Below are 18,999 nucleotides of genomic sequence, written 5' to 3' on the forward strand. Positions count from 1 at the left end.
GGGGGCGGCCGCCGCGCCGTCACCAGGTGGAGACCAGCAGGGTCGACACCTGGGCGTGGACGACCTTGAGGGCGTCCTGCGTCTCGCCGAGGCTGGTGGCCAGCATCCGCTCGTGCTCGTCGGCCTGCTTCTGCAGCTCCTGGAACCGCTTCACCAGGCCCTGCATGTGCGCCTCGGTCGCGCCGTCGCGGTTGGCGGTGGCGATGTCGGCGGCCAGCTTCTGCAGGTCCTCCTTGGCCTTGGTGGTGATGGCCCGCACCACCATGTCGCGCTGCTCGGCGGTGTCGGGCAGCGGCACCCGCACCAGCTCGCTGTCCCCGCCGAGCCGGTCGACCAGGCCCTTGAGGGCGTCAATGGCCCCGTCGTGGTAGCGGTGCACGAAGTACACCCCGCCCGACGGGCGGACCTTGACGGCGCTCAGGCCCTCCACGTAGGTGCGGACCACCGCGCGCAGCCGGTCGGTGGTGTAGTAGCGGCAGGCCTGCGCGTACGTCTCGCGCACCTCGTCGAGGACGGCGCGGACCTTGGCCTGCTCGCTTTCGCACAGCAGGGCGATCGCCGTCTCGTTCGGCTCGATGTTGAGGACCCCGGCGCCGGGCACCCCGGTCTGGGCGGGGTCGCGCCAGAACTCGATCGTGGCGAGGCGCGGGTCGTACTCGAGCTCCGAGGCGTTTTCGTCGCGGACCTCGCGGACCAGGTTGCGGACCAGCTTGTTGTCCTCGCGGGACACGTGCCGGATCATCAGCGTGACGCCGAGGGTGCGGCTGTCGTCGTCGCGGCGGTTGCGGCGGCGGGTCGTGGTCACGGGGGCCTCGCCGTGGGCGTGGGCCAGGCGGTAGGAGGCGTGGACGCCGCGCGGGCCGGTGATCTGCTCGAACGCGTCGATCTGGCGGATCGCGGGGGGCAGGAACGTCTCGTCGAGGCCGAGCTGCCGGAACCACAGCTCCAGCTGGTCGCGGCTGACGGGGGCCTGTGGCTCGAACACCGAGTACCACAGGATGTGGCCGAGGTGCGGGGCGTCGGCCATGGCGGCGGTGAAGGCGTTGAGCCCGGCCAGGGTCTCGACGGTGCCGCCCTGCTCGGCGGGGGTGGTCGCGGCGGGGGTGGGGGTGTTCATCGGGGCCGTCCTTTCATCACATCAGCACTTATATCTAAACCATAGCATCCTCTGCGCATGATGTGCAGGGGTTTTGGTGTTCTGACCTGCGGAAATGCCGCTCACAGTTCGACGATGCCGGGGACGGAGAGCACGGCCCGGCCGGTCGCGTCGGCCTGCTCCCTGGTGGCGAGCAGCTGGTGCAGCGGCACGCCGAGCACGGCCCGCAGGTCGCCGGCCACGCACCCGCAGACCGCCCACGACTGGTGCAGGTGGCCGCCGTCGGGCTGCAGTTCGGTGACCGACAGCACCGCCTCCGAGCAGCCGGCGTGCTCGCCGTCGCGCGGGGCGGGGTCAGGGGCCGAGGTCGTCACGGGGCACCTCCGCGGGGCCGTCAAGGGGGGCGGGGGCGGGCGGTGCGCCCGCCCCCGGGCCGGTCAGATCAGGCGGAACAGGTCGCGCGGGGTGTCCAGGTCGGCCAGGCGGGCGACGTGCCGCAGGTTGTCGCACAGGTCGGCCAGGACCTGGCCGGGGGTGTGCTGCACCGCCACCCCGAACACCCGGAAGCCGAGGGCGGCCTTGCGCTGCTGCCAGCCCTCCAGCCACTCGGCGGGCACCCGGGTCTCCCCGTCGGTGATGAGCACGATGTCGCCGTTGCGGACCGCCTCCCCGTTGGCGGGCTCGGCCAGGATGTCGGCGGCGGTGTCGAGCGGCTGGGGGAAGCTGGTGCCGCCCCGCAGGAACGTCTCCCCGAACTCCAGGACGTCGGCGATGGGGCCGCGCCCCTTCGGGAAGTGGAACACCCGCTGGCTGCCAGGGCCGGAGAACAGGATGCCGACGAAGTCGCGGCCCTCGCTGCGGGCCTGGTCCAGCAGGGACAGGGCGGCGGCCTTCGCCCACGCCTCCCGGGTGATGCCGCCCTCCTCGTGGTCCATGCTGGTGGAGGTGTCGACCAGCGCGATGATCGCGCCCTTCCCGGCGGGGGCGTCGCCGCGCGTCTCGTACGTCAGCAGGCGGCCCTCGGCGAGGCGCACCGCGAAGTCGGCGCGCAGCGCGGGCACCGCCAGGTTCGCCAGCTCCGAGGGGACCAGCTTGGACGGGTCGGAGCCGAGGGCGACGCCGACCAGCTCCCCGGCGGCGTTGTTCACCCGGTGGGCGCGCTCACCGGCCGCCATCTGCCGGAACCTGCCGATGAGGTGCGCGAACCGGGACAGGCGGTGCCCGCGCAGCGCCTGCGCCAGCTGGGCCCGCTCGTCGAAGCTCATGCGCTGCAGCTCGCCCGGCTCCAGCCCCCACCCGGCGGCGAGGGCGGCGTCCTGCCCGGCCTGCTCCGACGCCTGCTGGGCGGCGGCGCGGGCAGCCGCCCGCACCCCCGGCGCGGCCTGGTCGAGGGCTTTCGCCGCCTGCTGCGCGGCCTGCTGGGCGGCGGCGTCGGCCTGCTGGGCGGCGGCGACGGCGGCCTCCACCGCGTCGGCGGCGTCCTGCGTCGTCGCCTCCCCGTCCCCGGCCTGCTCGGCGGCGTGCATGGCGTCGGCGATGTCGGCGGCAGCCTGCGCCGCCTGCTCGGCGGCGTCCTGCGCGGCGCGGGCCGCCTCAGCGGCTTCCTTGGAACGCTCCAGTATGGTGCGCAGCGCGTCGCCCTGCGCCAGCACCGCCATCGCCGAGGCGTACGCGTCGCCCACGGTGTGGCGGCGCAGCTCCGCGAAGTCGGGGGCGTCCAGCAGGGACGCCACGACCTGCCGGTTGACGTGGCGGGACGGGTGGACCTGGTCGGCGGGCAGCACCTCGGGGAACGCCCGGAAAGCCGCCGTCCACGCGTCGCGCACCAGGTCCTCGGTGTAGTCGTGCTCGGTGTTCAGGTCCTCGGCGAGGGCCCGCAGCGCGGCCGCCTGCCCCCAGGTGTCGCGCCAGGTCATGTCGTCGAACCGGTCGCAGGTCACGACCCGCACACCCGGGGCAGCGGCGGGGGCGGGGGTGGCCGCCGCCAGGCCCAGCCAGCGGCCGGCTGTAGCGGCGAGGTCCTTGAGCTTGGCGGTCAGTCGCATCACGCGTCTCCAATCATCTCGGGAAGGGGAAGGGGGTTAGAGCTGGCTGACGGTGGCGCGGGCCACGGCGGCGGGCATCTGCAGCGCCTCCGTCATGATCTTCACGAAGACGCCGGTGTGCCGCTGCATGACCTCCTCCAGGGTGGCGGTGGACCGGCCCGCCTTCGCGGAGTCGGCGTGCAGCTCCTGCAGCTTCTTCCCGGCCGCCTTGAGCTTTGGCATGGCCTCCTGCATCGCCCAGGTGCTGATCTCGTTGGTGGACTTGCCCTGCAGGGCGTCCAGCTGGGCGTTCAGCTCCTCCACGGCGTCCCGCAGCTCCAGCGCCTCCCGGGCCGACGGGTTGACCAGGTTCAGCACCTCCTTCTCCACGGTGGGCCGCGTCGCCGGGCTGTCCCACAGGGCGTGCGCGAGGACCGCCAGGTCGTTCGTAGCGACCTCGGCGCGGCCGTCCAGCCAGGCGTGGGCCTGCAGCAGCCGGACGATCTGCCGCCACCGCCGGTCCGACGGCACCAGGCCCTCGTGGCGGAGCGCCGCCCGCAGCGTGACCACCGCGTCGATGATCTGGTCGGGGACGCCGACCGCGGGGACGTGCACGCCGACGGCCGCCTGCAGGTCCGTCAGCAGGACCCTGGTGCGGGACGCGGCCGGGGCCGAGCTGGTCCGCAGCAGGTCCGCGAACCTGGTGGCGTCCTGGATGTAGTCGACCTCGACCCGGACCAGCAGCCGGTCATAGATCGCGGCGGACTCCGTCGCCGTCGGCAGCTCGTTGCTGGCCGTCACCGCGCTGATCAGCGGGCAGGGGATGGGGGCGCCGCCCGCCTCCGGGTGGTACACCCTCTCGTTGAGGAACGCCAGGAGGGCATTCAGGGACGCGGGGGAGCACTTGAAGATCTCGTCGATGAACGCGATGTGCCCCGTCGTGGCCCGGCCGTCCCACACCTGCTCGTAGCGGCCCTGCATGAGGGCGGCCACGTCGATCGGGCCGAACATCGCCGTCGGCGCGGTGTAGGCGTTCAGCTGGATCTCCCACAGGCGGGCGTCCTGGATGCGGTCCGTCAGGTCGCGGGCCAGCTCCGACTTGGCGGTGCCGGGCGGGCCGATCAGCAGGGAGTGCTGCTGGGCCAGCATCGCGGCGACGATCGCCCGGATGGCGCTGGACCGCTCGTGGTACGTCGCGTCGAGCTCGGCGACGATCTGCCGCAGGCGGGCCGAGGTGACCGAGCCGTCGCCCGGGTCGGCGGGGGCGGCGGCGGGGTGGGCGGCGGTCGTGGTCATCGGTACTCCTGTCAGTCGGGGGATCACCAGATCCAACTTATATCTTAAGAATAGTCTGCACTGCTACTGATATCAAGCGGTTTCGCGGGGACTGCCCAGGGTTTTTCCGCACCCGGCGCGGGCTGTAGAGCTGGGGCGTTGCGGCGGCCGGCCGGACAGGCCCCGGGGATTTCCCCAGGTCAAAACCCCTCGCGGGGGTGGCGGGGCGTCGGGAAAAGCGGGGCATCTCACCGCAGCCCTACGAATCCCCAGCGTTCCCACCCAATTCGTGACGCGCGGTGGGGAAACCTGTGGCACACTCTTAGGTGCTGCACACCACCCCACGAGCGGCCCATAGGAGCTCGCGGGACGCAGCGCGAAGGGAAACACCACACCGCCACTAGTTCCCTAACCTGGTGGCGCCCCTGGCCGGCTGTAACCGGCTCGGGTTCGGGTCTCTTTCCTGGGAGACCCTGGATTGGCTGTTGTCAGCCCCTTAGCCAAGGGCTGGCGGCATGACGCGTTGGGCGCGGCCGACGGGCAGCATCCGACGTGACAACTGAATATTCCGCTGCGTTCATGCGCTGCGCCTACATGCGGGTTACAGGAGACCCGGTTCCTCGTAGGTGCGACGTGTGGGCGCTTTTTTATTTCCCGGGAAGGAGAATGCGCCTTTGTCCAGTGAAGAGCCCCAACCAGATGGGGCGGAGGAAACCAGCGACATCCTCGGGGTGGAGGTGGTGAGGCAGGGCGGCCGGACGGTCCGGGACGCGATCAGTGACTGGTCCAAGGCCGCCCGGCTGGGCGTGTTGCTCCTGTTCGCAGCAGGAGCGATCGCCGTCTACCACTGGGCGACGTCCTCTTCGCAGGAGGAGCCGCCCCAGTGCCGCATCGACATCGTCCTCCCCGCACCCGCCAAGGCTGGAGGTGAACTGCACATCTAGCGGACTGAACTCCCAAACTGTACGCCTTTTCCCCGTAGTTCGGCCCCGGCTTTCATCGGAAGCCGGGGCCGCCATGCGTGAACGGCGGCGGTTCAGCGGCGCGCGGCAGCCACCAGGGCCGTCTCGGCGGCCTCGTCGAGCGGCGGCGCCATCACCTGGCTGGTGTCCGCCCGGGCGGCCAGCTCGACGGCGCGGCGGGCGGCGGCCAGCACCTCCGCGGTGCGGGCGCCGGCCCGGGCCGCCAGCGTGGCGGCCGTCCACGGTGTTCGCGCCTTCCCGGATTTGGTGACGCCTTCGCCGCGCGCTTGCGGGGTGGCGGCCAGGCGGTCGCGGACCAGCCCGTACAGCAGGAGCGCCGCGTCCGCCGCGGCGGGGTCGCCGGCTGCCTCGGCGCGGGCGGCGTCGAGCCCGGCCAGGATCTCGCCCATCGACAGCCGCTCGGTGAACGGCTGCCCCAACTCGAGCTCCGCCGCGCGGTAGTCAGCGGCTAGGGCGGGCCGCAGCGCGGCGGCCAGCATCAGATCCTCCAGGCTCGCCAGGACGCACAATGCGCAGGAGAGGCGGGCGAGGCCCCAGCTGTACCCGGCGTGGGGGCGCAGCCCGGCGCGGCGGATCTCCGCCCACACCTCCGCGATCGACCAGCCGTGGATGGGCAGCCACCGGGTGATGGTGCGGTTACGCGACGACTGCCGCCGGTCCACCTGCAGAAGCGGCTGGGCGGCGCGGCCCGGCGACTCCTGGGCGCGCAGCCCGAGGCAGTACAGCACGGGCACCGGCTGCCCGGCCGGGATGCGTTCAGCGGCGCGGACCTCGGCGACCGCCCGGGTCACCCAGGCCATGGCGGGGCCGGTCTTCTGATCGCTGGTGCAGAAACGCGCGTTGTTGCTCATCCAGCGGCGGCGCTGCACCAGCACCTGGTGCCACAGCCCGCCGCCGTTGCGGGTGACGGTGACGAACTCCAGCCCGTAGGCGGCGGCGTGCTCGCGGGCGGCGGCCTCCACCCCTGGCCACTCCACCGGCTCGCCCGAGCCGGTCACCCCGAGGTGGTTGTGCAGCACGACGACCCGCCCCCGGTAGTCCTGCTCCTCGATGAGGCGGCAAACGTGCGCCAGCATGGCCAGGGAGTCCTTCCCGGCCGAGGTGCACACCACGATCAGGCGGTAGGCGTTCAGGTCCGGCGCCGCCCCGCCGGAACACGCCGGCCCCCGCCGCCGAGGTGGCGGCAGGGGCAGGGCTGTTTGGACCAGCCCGGCTGCCGGGCGGGCACGCCCCGGGTTACCGACCCGCACCCCGCGCCGGGCGGTCACCGGCACTGCTCGCGCCACCACACCTCCACGGGCACCGGCCCATCGCACGTCACCGTGTACGCGGGGTCACCCAGGCGGGCCTGGTAGGTGGACCCCGCCCACTCCCCGGCGCGGACGTGCCAGATCAGGTGCCCGTACGGGCAGACCACGCTGACCCCGCCGCCGCGTAGGCGGCGCACGATCGGGCGGGCGGCGTGCGGGCGCGGCAGGCCGGGGTCGCCCAGCAGCGACAGCTGGCTCACCCGCCCGCCCCCTCAAGCGGCGGGAGGACCAGCCCGGGCACCTCCACCGGGTACAGCGAATAGCCGTCCTCGCCTTCGCGGGCGTCGAAGTACACCCGGACCGCCTGGGCGTCGTCGGCGGGCGGCACCTCCGGCACGCCGGGCTCGCCGGCCACCCGGTGCCACGACTCGCGGACCTTCGGAGCCAGGTGCGCGACCCCGGCCTGTTCGCTGGGGTGGACGGTGACCTCCCCGGTGGTGCGGGCGTCGTCGTCGTGGTGCAGCAGCCACACCACCGGCACCCGCGCGGCGGGCACCTCCACGGCGGGCAGGGGGAGCGTGTACTGCTCGTGGTCGTGCTCGGCCTGCTGCCACCCCGCCTCGGCCAGCACCTGGTGGGTGACGTCGAACGCCAGCGCGTCGAACAGCAGCTCCTCGATCTCCCGCGTCTCCGGCAGGGTGAGCCGCCACTCGATGTCAGGGTCGTCCCAGTCCCACACCGCCCCGGCCGGCTCGCCGATGCGCACCAGGCTGGGCCGCACGTCGCCGCGCGGCATGCAGTCGGTCAGGTCGACCGTCACCGTGGCCGCGCCCGGGAAGTGCTGCCGCACCAGGCGGGCCAGGCGCACCGCGCAGCGGCGCAGGTGCTCGGCGCGGGCGGCGTCCCCGGCCGCCCACGCCTGCTGCACCCAGGCGGCTACCTCCTCATCCGTCACGTGCTGGGCGGTCACGGCGTCTGCCCCTTCCCGGCGGCGGGGACCAGCGTGACGGCTTCCAGCGGGTTGAACCGGGACGACGCCGCCCCGCCGTACGGCGGCAGCGGCTCGTCGTCGGGGTGGTCGACCTCGCAGCCGCGGGCCGCCTGGTGCAGCTCGGCCAGGCGGCGGCCCCGCTTGCACGCGCACGGCACGCCCGGCCCCGCCTGCGGGTGCAGGCCGGTGTCGCCGCAGGCGGCGCAGTCGGGGGCGTCCCGCCAGCCGCGCCCCGCCCCGGGGGTGCGCCGCGGTGCCAGGGCGGCGGGGGCGGTCGCCTGCACCGCCGCCACGATCAGGTCCGCGACGACCCTGCCGTTGGGGCAGGCGGTCACGTCCACGACCAGCGGCGGCTGCCCGGGGCGGGCCGGGGTGTCGACGATTTGCCACACCCCCAGGTCCGACTCCATCGGGTTGTCCTCGCGGGGCAGGGCCTGCCAGGTGGTGACGTCCGTCATGGCTGCTCGTTCCCTCCGGTGTGGTCGTGCTCGGTGACCAGGTCGGCGAGCTGGTCAGGGGTGGGGTAGGCGTCGAAGGACTCGTCGAGGGTCAGCGTGTCGCCGGTCGCGGCGTCTTCGACGTCGTAGCTGCGGCCGTCCTGCCCGCGCCAGGTGATCTCGACGACGCGGACGCGGCGGCCGCTCACCGTGTGCTCGCCGACGGCGCGCTCTGAGGTGACGGTCATGGGTGGTGTCCTCCAAGCGGTTGGGGGCCGGGCGGCGCGGACGCCCGGCTGGGCGGGTTAGTTGTCGGCGGGCAGGACTCCGGCCATGCGGCAGACCTCGGCGGCGAACTCGTGGGTGATGTTGGGCTGGCCGTAGGCGCGGACGTGGTCGTGGAAGTCGTCGAGGTGGCTGCTGATGTCCCGCCACTGCTCGGGGGTCAGCTGCAGCCCGTGCGCCCGGTGCAGGTAGTCGGCGAACCAGTCGCGGTTGAGGTAGGCCACGGCCAGGTCGCCGATGTCGGCCAGGTCCAGCAGGGCGGCCACCGGGTCGCCGCCGTAGGCGTCGTCGAGCAGCTGGCGAAGCTGCTGCTGGGCGTGGGGTGCGCTCGGGCGGGACATCAACACAACCTCTTTCATGTCCTAACTATAGCACGCAATGACTCTGATATGGAGATGGTTATGGGTTCTGGGTGTCCTGCGCGGGCAGGCCCCGCGCCTCGCGGAACCGCCGGTTGATCAGCGCCTTCACGTCGGCGACGCTCATCCCGGCCGCAGCCCGCCCCTCCTCCGCCGACAGGCGGCCCTGCACCTTGTCGTACGGCACGGTGGCGGTGTTGAGCGGGCCGCCGAACCGGTGCTGCCCCTTCGCCCACTCCACGGTGATCAGCGGCAGACCGCTGCCCGCCCAGTAGATGCCCCACGGGATGGTCACCGACTTGGGGTTTACCCGCATCACCTCGATGGCGTGCCCCATGTAGATCACGAAGTCGTGCTTGGTGAAGTCGGCCCGGGTCCACACCTTCACCCCGGCCTGCTCGGCGGCGGCCAGCCTGCCCTGCCAGTACGTGATCTGCTCGTCGAGGTGCGCCAGGTCGGCCTGGTCGCTGGCCAGGCGTTCCCCGGACGGCCACACCCGGCACCAGCGGGTGCCGTCGGGCAGGGTGTCCAGCACCTTGCACCGCTCGGGCAGCGGCACGCCCGCCCGGATGCTGGTTGTCCAGCCGTCCTCCAGCCGGGAGGCCAGGCGGCGGCGGTCGGCCTGCAGCCGGTCGATGCGGCGGCGGGTGGTGCCGACGTCTTCCCGGTGCGCCTGGTTGGCGGTGGCGCCCTCGGCGCGGCCCGCCCAGTACCGGCCCTTGCGCAGCTCGGTCACGGCGCGGCCGTCCTGGGTGTCGGCCCAGCGCAGCAAGCGGCGGTGCCCCCGCTCCCCGGACGACCCGACCAGGATGGGCTGCCCCGGCGGCAGGTGCTGCATGCGGGCGCGGGTCGCCTCCCACCGGGCGTTGCCGGCCGAGGTGTTGCGCCAGGCGCGGGCGGCGAACCGGGCGGCCCGCTCCCGGGCGGCGTCGCGCCGCTCCGCCTCCACCTGCGCGACCGGGCGGCCCGGGGTGGTGTTGTCGATGTCGAGCTGCACCGTCCACCCGGCGGCGCGCAGCGCCTCCGCCGCGGTGTCGATCGTCCACCGGTCGGCGGCGCGGTCGCGGGAGTGGCGGATGTACAGGCCGACGTTGCGGGACCAGTGCCACCCCCTGACGGCGCGGACGATGTCCCACACGCCGTCGCCCTTGCGGGACCCGTGCAGGATCGTGCCGTCGGCGCGGGTGTGGACGATGCGCAGCGTGCCCTTGCTCATGCTGGTTTTCCTCCGTTGCGGGGCGGCCCGGCCGCGCGGTGGCCGGGTCCCTTGGGGTCAGGGCGTGTCGTTGATGGCGTAGCCGACGGCGAACCCGGCGCCGCGCAGCGCGGCGGCCGCCGCCTGGATGCTGTCCCAGTCCGCCGCCCGGCCGGACGAACGGGGGATTTCGACGCGGCCCCGCCTGCGGTTCATGCGGAACCCGTGCAGGCGGGCCACCGCCAGCACCCCGTTGCCGGGCTCGGTGCCGTCGATGTGGGTGCCGTCGGCGCGGCTGTGGGTGATGATCAGGCGGGGGCGGCCGGTGCCGCCCACCAGCTTGGCCAGGTCCCACAGCAGGTCCAGGCCCTTGGTGTCGCTGTCGTCCCACTCGGCGTCGCGGACGCGTTCCCCGGCGGCGTCGCGGGCGATGAGCTTGGCGCGGGCCTCCTGCCACTCGGTGATCGCTTCGACGTGCTCGCCCAGGTCGAACAGGTCCATGGTGTTGGCCTCCTCCGATGTCAGCCGGCCGCACCGGCGCGGTCGAACAGGTCGAACAGGTCCAGGCGCTCCCGCAGCGGGTCCAGCCACTCGGCGGTCGGCTCGGCCGGGGGCAGCTCCACGTCCGACACGTCGAACCCGCCGCCGGCCTGGAAGAACAGGCCCGACCGCAGCAGCAGGGCCAGCCGGTAGGTGGGCTGGGCTTCGAGGGCGATGCTCAGCGCCAGGTGCGCGCCGCGCACGTTGCCGTACAGCTGGCAGGCGTGCGCGGCGAGGACGGCGGCGGGGGCGACGAACACCGGCGGCACCCGCACCCCGAGCCGTGACCACTGCACCGCCATGCGGGGCGCGTTGAGGCGGGTGATGCGGGCGGCGGAGGCGTCGCGGACCCAGATGATGTGCAGGGCCACGGCCAGGCGGGCGGCGTCGCCGTCGTCCAGGTGCTCCCCGCGGTGGAGGCGGTCGAGCAGGGCCGTGCCGTCGGCCGTCATGTCCCCGGCCAGGGCGGCCGGGTCGGCGGCGGCGCGGGCGGCCAGGTCCGCGCAGTGGGCGCGCAGCGTGTCGGCGTCGATCCTCGTGGGCATCGCAAGCTCCGTTCTGGGGCGGTCAGGTGGTCGGGTTGTCAGGCGGTGGCGCGGGGGATGCCGTCGGCGTCCCGCTGGACCCGCACCAGCCGGTCGGGGTGGTAGGCGTCGGTGCCGCCCTCGGGGCCGGGCCAGCACACCAGCACGTAGGGGGTGCCGTGGTTGACGGTGTGGCCGCCGCCGATGACCTCGCCGACGGCGGTGTTCCGGTGCGGGGTGCCGTCGACGACTGCGCGGCGCATCGCGACCTGGTCGCGGCGGGTGAACTGGCCGGGGATCATGCGGGTGGCTCCCTTGCTGCTGGTGGGCGGTGCGGGCGGGTCGGGGGCGGGGGCGCGGGCCCCGCCCCGGTCGGGGGTCAGGCGATCCAGAAGTGCAGGCCGCCCTTGGCCAGCTCGGCGGCCAGCTGCTCGCGGTCGGCGGTGGGGACGTCGACGCGGACCTCCCGGCCCTCGGCGACGATCACGAACGAGGTGGTCGCGGTGGTGGCGCTGGCGGCGGTGGCGGTCATCGGTTCGTCCTTTCGTCGTACTTTCTTATATCTAAACCATAGCACGCACTGATTTTGATAGCACAAGGGACCGGGCGGGACTGGCGGAAAGTTTTCCCTGGTCAGGCGGCTACGGCAGGAGCGCGGGCGGGTCCGGCTCCGGGGCCGGCTCGGGGGCGGGGACGTCGGGCATGTTGATGTGCGCCACCCCGACGCGGCCGCCGTCGAGGCTGACGCGCAGGTACTCCTCCACGGCCAGGTGCGGCGGCGACCACGCCCCGGACGTGCCGCCGACGCGGCGGCCCGCCTCGTCGTGGAACTCGATGCGCCACTCACCGGCCGCGACCCGGCACGCGGCGAACCCCGCGTAGTCGCCCTCCCCGTCGTACAGCTCGATGTGGGCGCGGGTCACGCCGCCGGGCGCGCCGCGCGGTGACAGCAGCTCGGCCAGCCCGGCGGGGATGTGGCGCAGGTCGTCCTGCCGCTGGGCGGTCACGCCGCCGCCTCGTCGATGTCGGCGACCTGCTCCAGGAACACCACCGCCTGCGGCTCGTCGCTGCCGGGCGGGCACAGCCAGGCGAAGGCACGGCCCCGCTCGTAGGTGAACACCAGCCGCCGGTACTCGGCGGCGTCGTCGCCGGTCTTGTCGCCGTCGTGTGTGGTCAGGTCGACCGTTTTGCCCGCCCACTGGGCGGCGTGCTCGGCCTTGAATCGTCCGAACGCGAACTGCATGGGGGCGCTCCTCTCATCGTCCAACTTTATATCTAAATCATAGCCTGTGCTGCTCTTGATATGAAGGTGGCGGTCGGACTGGTGCAGACCGGCCGCCCACCCCGGGGGCTACTGCCCGCCGTCGCCGTGGTCGTCGCCGTCCTTGCCGGGCAGCACCACCCGGTCGACGATGCGCATCTGGTCGCGCACCAGCCGCTCCAGCTCCTCGTTCGTCACCTCGTCACCCCCTCCCCGGGTGCCGGCCCCCACCGCGTGGGGTCAGCCGAACAGGGACGTCTGCACGGGCTGCTCCGCCGGCCGCCGCCCGGCGCCGGGCCGGTCGGGCCGGTCGGGGCGGACGACCGCCATGGCGTACCCGCCGCCCGGGGCCCGCCCCGGCACGTGGCGGGTCCCCGCGGAGCCGCGCCACTCCAGCACCGGGCCGCCCCGCTCGAACCAGCCCTCCGGGTAGGCCCTGCGGGCGTCGGCCTCCCACTTGGCGATCTTCTTCTTGCTGCTGCTGTCGATGTTGTAGGGGCAGTGCACCAGCACCGGCATGCCCCGCCAGCCGGGGAAGGCGTGGTCGTGGCCGTCCTCCACCGCCTCGCCCTCCCCGGACCGGATCGGCCCGGCGTGGCCGCAGCCGTCGCAGAACGACCGGTACCGCAGGTGGCGCTCCGGATCCCGCACCGTCGGCGGGTTCGGCATCGGTGGGTTGTGCGACCACGACAGGACCGCCACCACGCACTGCCCCGTCGGGCTCGGGGCCGGGTCGGCGGTGCCGGGTGCGGCGTCAACGCTCATGCTCAAACGCTCCTTTGCGTCAGGGGTGGCGGGGTGGCGGCCCGGTGGCCGCCACCCCGGCGGGGCTACTGCCTGGCCGCCTCACGGGCGGCGCGGGCGTCGCGCTCGGCGCGGGCCTGGCGGGCGGCGTCCTTGGCGGCGCGGGCGGCGGTGCGCTCGGCGGCGACGGCGCGGACCGTGCCCAGTTCGGCCGTCACCAGGGCGGCCGCCGCCGGGTTGGACTGCTCCGCATCCCGGCGGGCCAGGCGGGTGGCGGTGCGGGCCACGACCCGCTCGTGGCGGGCGGTGTCGTACCGCCGCTCGGCCGTCTGCCTGCGCTCCGCCGTGCCCCGGAACCCGTACAGGCGGTCGTCGTCGGCGACGGCCTGCTGCCAGGACTGGCGGGCCAGGTGGTCGGCGTACTCGGCGCCGGGCAGGCCCAGCCCGGCCCGGAGGTAGGCGTCCGCCGCCGGGTCGCCGGTCGCCACCAGGCGGTCGCGGGCGGGGGCGGGCTCGTCCTCGGTCCACATCAGCTCGAACGGGATCATCGGGGCGCCTCCTCAGGTCGGACACGAACTCCTTATATCAAAACCATAGCCTACACTGGCAATGATGTCCAGTGTTTTCGCAGGCCAGGAGGGGTGCGCCCGCCCCCGGCGGGGCGGGCGCACCCGGGGTCAGCGGGTGCGGGCGCGGGTGCCGCGCGGGGCGCGCGGCCGCCGGTTCAGGCGGGCGGCGACCTGGTCGCGGCGGGCGCGCAGCCGGTCGAAGAACTCCCACTCGTCGGCGGGGGCGGGCACGGTGCGGGTCATGTCGCCCAGGCCCCGGCCCGTCCAGTCCACCTCCTCGTTCAGGCGGGCCAGACAGCCGGCCAGGACGGCGGCGGCCAGCGGGTGCGCGGCGGTGTGGTGCGTGCGCCGGACCCTGCGGGCGATGCGCGCCGCGGCCTTCCGCATCCCGGCGGTCTCGCGCCGCTCGTTCGCGCACTCCCAGCACGGGTGCGGCTGGTCGGCGCAGTCGCCGCCGGTCCGGTCGAGCAGCCGGGCCGCGCCGTCGGCAACGCCCTCGGCGACGCTGGCCCACTCGGCGGCCAGCAGGGCGGCGGGGCGGTAGCGGCCCCGCCCGGCGACCTGCGGGCGCAGCCGGTCGACCAGGTCCCGCAGGTCGTAGGCGCGGGCCTCGCCGGCCGCGCAGTCGTCGCACAGGCCCGTCTCCGGGTCCAGGTCCGGGCAGAAGCACCAGCCCGGCCCGTCGAGGCGGCTGGCCGACCACAGCAGGGCGTCGATGACCTGCGTCCACTGCTCGGCGGGCAGGGTGACGACGACGGGCGCGGCGGCCGGGCGTGTGATCATTCGGGATGCCTCCTCGGTGTCAGGATCAGATGGGGCGATGGTGGTGATATGACCGGGGGTGCGGGCCTGCCCGCGCGGGCGGGCCCGCGCGGCGGGTCAGCCGTTCATGCGGTGGGCGGCGGGGCCGTGCACCTCGCGCAGGATGGTGCCGCGTATGCCGATGCGGGCCCCGTGGATCTGGCCGTCGGTCGTGTAGTACACGAAGGAGAAGGGGCCGACGTAGTCGGGCCGCAGCTGCGCCATCAGCTCGCTGCACGGGTTGCCGGTGGCGAAGGCGAAGCCGTCGCGGGCGGCGATCGCCAGGATCGCGGCGCGCTGCTCGGCGGTACGGACCGGCTGCAGCGCCTCGGCGTCGCGGCGGACGCCGACGGGGATGGTCGGCAGGGCGGCGGCGGGGGCGGTGATCGAGTCAGCGTTCATGTCTCGATTATAGCCTACTATTCCTCTGATATGCCTTCTGAGCTGGGGTTTTACGCTCGGGTTTCCGGCGGCGGCGGGGGGCGGCGCGCGGCCTCCGCCCCCTGGGTGTCACGCCTCCGCCTCGTCGTCCTCGTCGTCGTCGGGGGTGCAGGCGGGGGCCTTGACCAGCGGCCGGCCGCAGCCGCTGCACACCAGGTCCGGGTCCCCCGGCCACAGGTCGACCGTCCAGGGGTGCACCTCCCCGGCCTCCCGCCCCGCGTCGGCCAGGTCTTGCGCCTCCTGGTGCGACATGCAGCCCGGGGCGCACAGCACCCGCCCGCCGGGCAGGTTGTAGGCGATCGGCTCCACGGGCGGCGTGCGGGGGTACTCCCAGCCCCGCAGGTTCGGCATGCTCATCACAGGCTCCTCGGTCGGGGGGTCAGCGTGCGGGGGAGGCGGTCACGTGCGCGGAGTCGAGCCCGACGCGCAGCCCATAGGCGTCCCAGGTGAACGCCCACCGGCCGACGGTCAGCAGGTCGCCCCGGGCGAACGGCGGCAGGCCGGCCGCCCGCCACGCGGCGCGGTGGTGGCGCTCGTCGCCGGTCAGGGCGTCCTCGTCGTGGTCGCCCGCCCCGAACACCCAGCGCAGCCGCTCGGCGACCTGCCCGGCGAACATGTCGGCCACCTCCTCCGGCAGGGTCAGGGTGTAGGCGGGGGCCAGCCGGTCACCAGGCAGCCACCGCTCGCCCCGCCGGTTGCGGTTGCGGTACACGAACACCTGCGAACGGGGGGCGGTGGGGCAGCTCATGGCGAACCTCCTCATATCGTAAGGGTAGGGCGGTATGGGATTGATATGGTGCCGCCCGAGGTGCGGCGCGCACCCCGGGCGGCGGGCGGTCAGGCGTCGGCCGCGTCCTCGGCGGGGGCGTCGGCGACGGCCTGCGGGTCGACGTCGACGCCGCCCGCGCGGAGCTTCAGGGCCGCCTCAGCCTGGCGGAGCCGGTCGTTGGCCCGCCACGCCACCGTGCGCAGGTCGGTGATCCGCTGGCGGTATGCGCCGATCCCGCCGGTCGCACCGCCCAGCACCGTGGCCAGCTCCTCCGGGTCCATGGCGGCGATCTCGGCGAGGATTTCACCGGCGATGCCCAGCCGGTCAAGCTTGGAGGTGACCTTCGTGCGGGCGGCGCGGATCGCGGCCTTGCGCTCCTCGGACAGCTCCTCGACGACGAACAGGCCGCCCTGCCTGCGCTCGGTCTCCTGGGTGACCGCCGCCTGCGCGAACGCGATGGCGTCGCGGCCGTTGGCGAACTCGCCGCGCAGCGTCTTGCGGAGGATCGCCGCCTGCGCGTCGGCGGGCAGCTTGGCCATCTCCTGGGCCAGGCCCACGTTCACGTGACCCTTGTTGATCGCCTCCTGCACGGCCGGGGTGCAGTTCAGCAGCTCGGTCCGCGACTCGATGTAGGCGGCGGACTTGCCGAGGTTGTCGGCGATCTGCTCGACCGTGTACCCGCCGTCGAGCAGCCGCTGGAAGCCGCGGCCCTCCTCGATGGGCGTCATGTCGGCGCGGGTCAGGTTCTCCGACATCGCCTTGAGGAACGTCTCCGGGTCGCCCTCGGTCAGGCCGTGCATGACGATCGCCTTGAGCGTCTGCAGACCGGCCATCTGGGCGGCGCGCCACCGGCGCTCACCCATGATCAGGGTGTAGCGGCGGCTGACCGGGTTGTAGCGGACGGTGACCGCCTGCAGCTGGCCCAGCTTCTGCATGGAGGTCGCCAGCTCCTGCAGCTTCGCCTCGTCGAAGATCTCCCGGGGCTGCGTCTCGTCGCGGTCGATCCGGTCGACCGGGATGTCCTTCATGGTGGTGGTGACGGCGGCGGGGGCGGTGGTGGCGGTCATTTCGGCCTCCTGGGGCTGAGGTTGGTGCGCGTCGATCGCGCTTCCTTATATCCAAATAATAGCCTGCTCCGCAGTTGATACAAGAGGGCTCGGGGGACTGGGCTGAGGAATTTTCCCTGGTCACAGCAGGGGCGGGCGCGGCGGCCGTGCCGCCTCGCCCGCCCCCCCGGGGACCCCGTGTCAGGCCACCGCCACCGGCATGATCAGGTACAGGTACGCGGTGTCGGGCTCGCCGTCCTCGCCCAGCGGCACCAGCACCGCCGGCTGCTTCGGCGTGGTCAGGTTCAGCCGCGCCCGAGCCGCGCCCATCGCGCCCAGCCCGTCCAGCAGGTACGCGGCGTTGAACCGGATCTCGAAGTCGGGGCCGTCCCACGCGGCGGGCAGCTTCTCCGTGCCCAGCGCGTCATCGCGCGCCCCGGCCTCGACCGTGACCTGCCCGCCGGACAGGGTCAGCCGGACCGGCGTCTTGCGGTCGGCGACCAGCGTGACCCGCTTGACGGCCTCCGTGAGCGGAGCGACGTCCACGTCGGCGAACCCGCTGAACTCCGACGGGATCAGGTCCCGGTAGTTGGGGAACTCCGGGTCGAGCAGCCGCGTCGTCACCCGCCGGTCGCCGCCGGACAGGGCCAGCAGGTCCGCCTGCTCGTCGCCGTCGGCGGGGGCGGCCAGCTCCACCAGCCCCGCCGAGCCGAACGTCTTGGCGGCCGCGCCCAGCGTGCGGGCGGGGATCATGAACGTCGCGCGGAAGCCGGGCGACGGCGGCTGCCACGTCAGCTCCCGCACCGCCAGCCGGTAGCGGTCGGTCGCCGCCAGGGTGACCCGCTCCCCGTCGATCGTGGCGTGGACCCCGGTCAGCATGGGCAGCGTGTCGTCCTTCCCGGCGGCCACCACCGCCTGGGCGGCGGCCTCCGCGAACGCGGCGGCGTCCAGCTGCCCCGCCTGCGGCGGCGACACCGGCAGGGCCGGGTAGTCCTCCACCGGCATCGTCGTCAGCTGGAACGTGGCGGGGCCGCACTCCAGCGTCACCCGGGGGCCGTCCACCGTCACGTCCACCGGGTGGTCCGGCAGGGCCTTGGTGATCTCGGCGAGGAGCTTGCCCGGGACCAGCACCGTGGCCGGGCCGTCCCCGTCCACCGGGATCGTCGCCTGCGACGACACCTCGTAGTCGTAGGCGGCGACCGTCAACGCCCCCGACCACAGGGTGAGGTGCATCCCGCCGAGCACCGGCACCGACGGCATGGGCGGCAGGGACTTGGCCGTCCAGCCCACCGCGTTCGCCAACTCGTCCCGGTCGACCCGGAACGACGCCTTGACGGGGGCGGGCCGCTTCGGCAGCACCACCGGCGCGGGCGCGGGCTCCGGCTCCTGGTCGCCCTGGCCGCCGTCGGCGGGCGCGGCCTCGTCGGCGGGTGCGGCCTCCGTGTCCGGCGCGACGTCCTCGGCGGGCGCGTCCTGTTCGGGCGCGGGCTCCGCCTGCGGCGCGGCGGGCTCCGCGTCGTCGGCGGGCGCGTCCTCCACGGGCGCGATGTCCTCGGCGGGCGCGGGGGCAGCCTCCGCCTGCTCGGCGGGCGCGACCTCCTCGGCGGGCGCGGGCTCCGGCTCCGAGCCGGCCGCCGCCTCCGGCGTGACCTCCTCGGGCGCAGCCTCCGCCTCGGCGGCGGCAGCCTGCGCGGCGCGGCCGCGCCGCATGCCGCGCTTGGGCGCGGCCCGCTCCTGCGGGGCGTCCTGCCCGGCCGGGGCGGCGGCAGCCGTCTCCACGGCGGCCTCCGTGGTCGTCTCCACCTCGGGGGCGGCGGCGCGGGCGCGCGGCTTCCTGCCCTTGCGCGTCGTCGTCGCGGGGGCGTCGGCGGTCGTGGCGGTCATGAAACGCTCCTTTGCGTCACCGGTCGCGGCGGGGGCCGCAACACGAAAGGTCATATCAGAAACGTAGTGGACTGCTGTCTAGATATCAATGGGGTTGTGGGGACTGACCTGCGGAAATACCGGCGGTCAGTCCCCGGGGGGTCAGGCGGCGCGCAGGCCGCGCGCCGCCGCCATGATCGCGGCACCGGCCCGGTGGTAGCAGCGGCGCTGCCTGCGGCCGGCCGGGCAGGTGCAGGCCTGCACCGCCGTCAGGTAGGTGGCCTCGCCGTCGCTGCTGACGACCGTCCACATGGTGGGCCGCCGGGTCGGCAGCAGCCCGCCCAGCTCGATCACCTCCCGCGCCTTGTCGACCTGCACAGGCGTGAACTCCCGCAGGTCCGCCACCCGGGCGGCGGCCCGGACCTTCGCCTTGCAGCGGGGGCCGCGACGGTCGGCGATCGACCTGGCCGAGCGGAGGGCTCGGCCGCAGTCCAGGCACTTCACGACGTCCATGGGGCTGCTCCTTCCGGAGCGGGTGGCGGGCAG

27 protein-coding genes are annotated in these 18,999 nt (G+C 74.2%); 1 reads left to right on the forward strand and 26 read right to left on the reverse strand.

Going from position 1 to position 18,999, the window contains the following annotated elements; all coding sequences use genetic code 11:
* Positions 1–19: 19 nt before the first annotated feature.
* From F5972_RS08425 to F5972_RS08440, 4 genes are all read right to left on the reverse strand, one after another.
* Entirely contained in the window at positions 20–1,117 is a 1,098-nt protein-coding gene (locus F5972_RS08425) for a DUF6744 family protein (RefSeq protein WP_150932857.1), read from the reverse strand.
* A gap of 101 nt (positions 1,118–1,218) precedes the next feature.
* Positions 1,219–1,470 carry a hypothetical protein gene (locus tag F5972_RS08430; RefSeq protein ID WP_150932858.1) on the reverse strand — a complete coding sequence of 84 codons (252 nt, stop codon included), beginning with the start codon at positions 1,468–1,470 and terminating at the stop codon, positions 1,219–1,221.
* A gap of 63 nt (positions 1,471–1,533) precedes the next feature.
* Complete coding sequence (locus tag F5972_RS38770) at positions 1,534–3,141, reverse strand: VWA domain-containing protein (RefSeq protein WP_150933357.1); 1,608 nt, start codon at positions 3,139–3,141, stop codon at positions 1,534–1,536.
* Between the two features lie 36 nt (positions 3,142–3,177).
* Complete coding sequence (locus F5972_RS08440; RefSeq protein WP_150932859.1) at positions 3,178–4,416, reverse strand: AAA family ATPase; 1,239 nt, start codon at positions 4,414–4,416, stop codon at positions 3,178–3,180.
* A gap of 653 nt (positions 4,417–5,069) precedes the next feature.
* Between F5972_RS08440 and F5972_RS08445 the strand changes: the two genes are divergently transcribed.
* Entirely contained in the window at positions 5,070–5,339 is a 270-nt protein-coding gene (locus tag F5972_RS08445; protein WP_150932860.1) for a hypothetical protein, read from the forward strand.
* 92 nt (positions 5,340–5,431) lie between these two features.
* Here the strand turns inward: F5972_RS08445 and F5972_RS08450 are convergent, their stop codons facing one another.
* The 22 genes from F5972_RS08450 to F5972_RS08550 all read right to left on the reverse strand — a co-directional run bounded on the left by F5972_RS08450 (position 5,432) and on the right by F5972_RS08550 (position 18,966).
* Entirely contained in the window at positions 5,432–6,664 is a 1,233-nt protein-coding gene (locus F5972_RS08450; protein ID WP_150932861.1) for a phosphoadenosine phosphosulfate reductase domain-containing protein, read from the reverse strand.
* Positions 6,643–6,888, reverse strand: a complete 246-nt coding sequence (locus F5972_RS08455; RefSeq protein ID WP_150932862.1) for a hypothetical protein — start codon at positions 6,886–6,888, stop codon at positions 6,643–6,645. The genes F5972_RS08450 and F5972_RS08455 overlap by 22 nt, the downstream gene beginning before the upstream one ends.
* Positions 6,885–7,598, reverse strand: coding sequence for a hypothetical protein (locus F5972_RS08460; protein WP_150932863.1), 714 nt, complete (start codon positions 7,596–7,598; stop codon positions 6,885–6,887). Before F5972_RS08460 ends, F5972_RS08455 begins: the two co-directional genes overlap by 4 nt.
* Positions 7,595–8,077 (reverse strand): hypothetical protein, encoded by a 483-nt coding sequence (locus F5972_RS08465; RefSeq protein ID WP_150932864.1) that lies wholly within the window; start codon positions 8,075–8,077, stop codon positions 7,595–7,597. The genes F5972_RS08460 and F5972_RS08465 overlap by 4 nt, the downstream gene beginning before the upstream one ends.
* Positions 8,074–8,304 (reverse strand): hypothetical protein, encoded by a 231-nt coding sequence (locus F5972_RS08470; protein WP_150932865.1) that lies wholly within the window; start codon positions 8,302–8,304, stop codon positions 8,074–8,076. The genes F5972_RS08465 and F5972_RS08470 overlap by 4 nt, the downstream gene beginning before the upstream one ends.
* Before the next feature lie 57 nt (positions 8,305–8,361).
* The gene (locus tag F5972_RS08475) at positions 8,362–8,700 is read right to left on the reverse strand and encodes a hypothetical protein (RefSeq protein WP_150932866.1); all 339 of its coding nucleotides are present in this window, start codon (positions 8,698–8,700) and stop codon (positions 8,362–8,364) included.
* 40 nt (positions 8,701–8,740) lie between these two features.
* Positions 8,741–9,916: a DUF3560 domain-containing protein gene (locus tag F5972_RS08480; RefSeq protein ID WP_150932867.1), complete on the reverse strand. Its 1,176-nt coding sequence runs from the start codon at positions 9,914–9,916 to the stop codon at positions 8,741–8,743.
* A 57-nt stretch (positions 9,917–9,973) separates the two neighbouring features.
* A complete protein-coding gene (locus F5972_RS08485; RefSeq protein WP_150932868.1) occupies positions 9,974–10,396 on the reverse strand; it encodes a hypothetical protein in 423 nt (140 codons plus the stop codon).
* 20 nt (positions 10,397–10,416) lie between these two features.
* A complete protein-coding gene (locus tag F5972_RS08490) occupies positions 10,417–11,118 on the reverse strand; it encodes a DUF4192 family protein (protein WP_150932869.1) in 702 nt (233 codons plus the stop codon).
* Positions 11,019–11,261 carry a hypothetical protein gene (locus F5972_RS08495; protein WP_150932870.1) on the reverse strand — a complete coding sequence of 81 codons (243 nt, stop codon included), beginning with the start codon at positions 11,259–11,261 and terminating at the stop codon, positions 11,019–11,021. The genes F5972_RS08490 and F5972_RS08495 overlap by 100 nt, the downstream gene beginning before the upstream one ends.
* Before the next feature lie 77 nt (positions 11,262–11,338).
* Positions 11,339–11,491, reverse strand: a complete 153-nt coding sequence (locus F5972_RS37030; RefSeq protein WP_191910020.1) for a hypothetical protein — start codon at positions 11,489–11,491, stop codon at positions 11,339–11,341.
* Positions 11,492–11,600: 109 nt separating this feature from the next.
* Complete coding sequence (locus tag F5972_RS08500; RefSeq protein WP_150932871.1) at positions 11,601–11,966, reverse strand: hypothetical protein; 366 nt, start codon at positions 11,964–11,966, stop codon at positions 11,601–11,603.
* The gene (locus F5972_RS08505) at positions 11,963–12,202 is read right to left on the reverse strand and encodes a hypothetical protein (RefSeq protein ID WP_150932872.1); all 240 of its coding nucleotides are present in this window, start codon (positions 12,200–12,202) and stop codon (positions 11,963–11,965) included. The genes F5972_RS08500 and F5972_RS08505 overlap by 4 nt, the downstream gene beginning before the upstream one ends.
* 258 nt (positions 12,203–12,460) lie before the next feature.
* Positions 12,461–12,985, reverse strand: a complete 525-nt coding sequence (locus F5972_RS08510; RefSeq protein ID WP_150932873.1) for a DUF6349 family protein — start codon at positions 12,983–12,985, stop codon at positions 12,461–12,463.
* 65 nt (positions 12,986–13,050) lie between these two features.
* Entirely contained in the window at positions 13,051–13,512 is a 462-nt protein-coding gene (locus F5972_RS08515; protein WP_150932874.1) for a hypothetical protein, read from the reverse strand.
* A 129-nt stretch (positions 13,513–13,641) separates the two neighbouring features.
* Positions 13,642–14,316 carry a hypothetical protein gene (locus F5972_RS08520; RefSeq protein ID WP_150932875.1) on the reverse strand — a complete coding sequence of 225 codons (675 nt, stop codon included), beginning with the start codon at positions 14,314–14,316 and terminating at the stop codon, positions 13,642–13,644.
* Positions 14,317–14,412: 96 nt separating this feature from the next.
* Entirely contained in the window at positions 14,413–14,736 is a 324-nt protein-coding gene (locus F5972_RS08525; RefSeq protein ID WP_150932876.1) for a hypothetical protein, read from the reverse strand.
* A 108-nt stretch (positions 14,737–14,844) separates the two neighbouring features.
* On the reverse strand, positions 14,845–15,132 hold the full coding sequence (locus tag F5972_RS08530; protein ID WP_150932877.1) for a hypothetical protein: 288 nt from the start codon (positions 15,130–15,132) through the stop codon (positions 14,845–14,847).
* 22 nt (positions 15,133–15,154) lie between these two features.
* Complete coding sequence (locus F5972_RS08535) at positions 15,155–15,523, reverse strand: hypothetical protein (protein WP_150932878.1); 369 nt, start codon at positions 15,521–15,523, stop codon at positions 15,155–15,157.
* An 89-nt stretch (positions 15,524–15,612) separates the two neighbouring features.
* Positions 15,613–16,611, reverse strand: coding sequence for a ParB/RepB/Spo0J family partition protein (locus tag F5972_RS08540; RefSeq protein ID WP_150932879.1), 999 nt, complete (start codon positions 16,609–16,611; stop codon positions 15,613–15,615).
* Between the two features lie 180 nt (positions 16,612–16,791).
* Positions 16,792–18,474 carry a DNA polymerase III subunit beta gene (gene dnaN / locus F5972_RS08545; protein ID WP_318527549.1) on the reverse strand — a complete coding sequence of 561 codons (1,683 nt, stop codon included), beginning with the start codon at positions 18,472–18,474 and terminating at the stop codon, positions 16,792–16,794.
* Positions 18,475–18,615: 141 nt separating this feature from the next.
* Complete coding sequence (locus F5972_RS08550) at positions 18,616–18,966, reverse strand: DUF6011 domain-containing protein (protein WP_150932880.1); 351 nt, start codon at positions 18,964–18,966, stop codon at positions 18,616–18,618.
* Between the last annotated feature and the right edge of the window lie 33 nt (positions 18,967–18,999).

The organism is Microbispora cellulosiformans, assembly GCF_008728085.1.
Lineage (GTDB): Bacteria > Actinomycetota > Actinomycetes > Streptosporangiales > Streptosporangiaceae > Microbispora > Microbispora amethystogenes.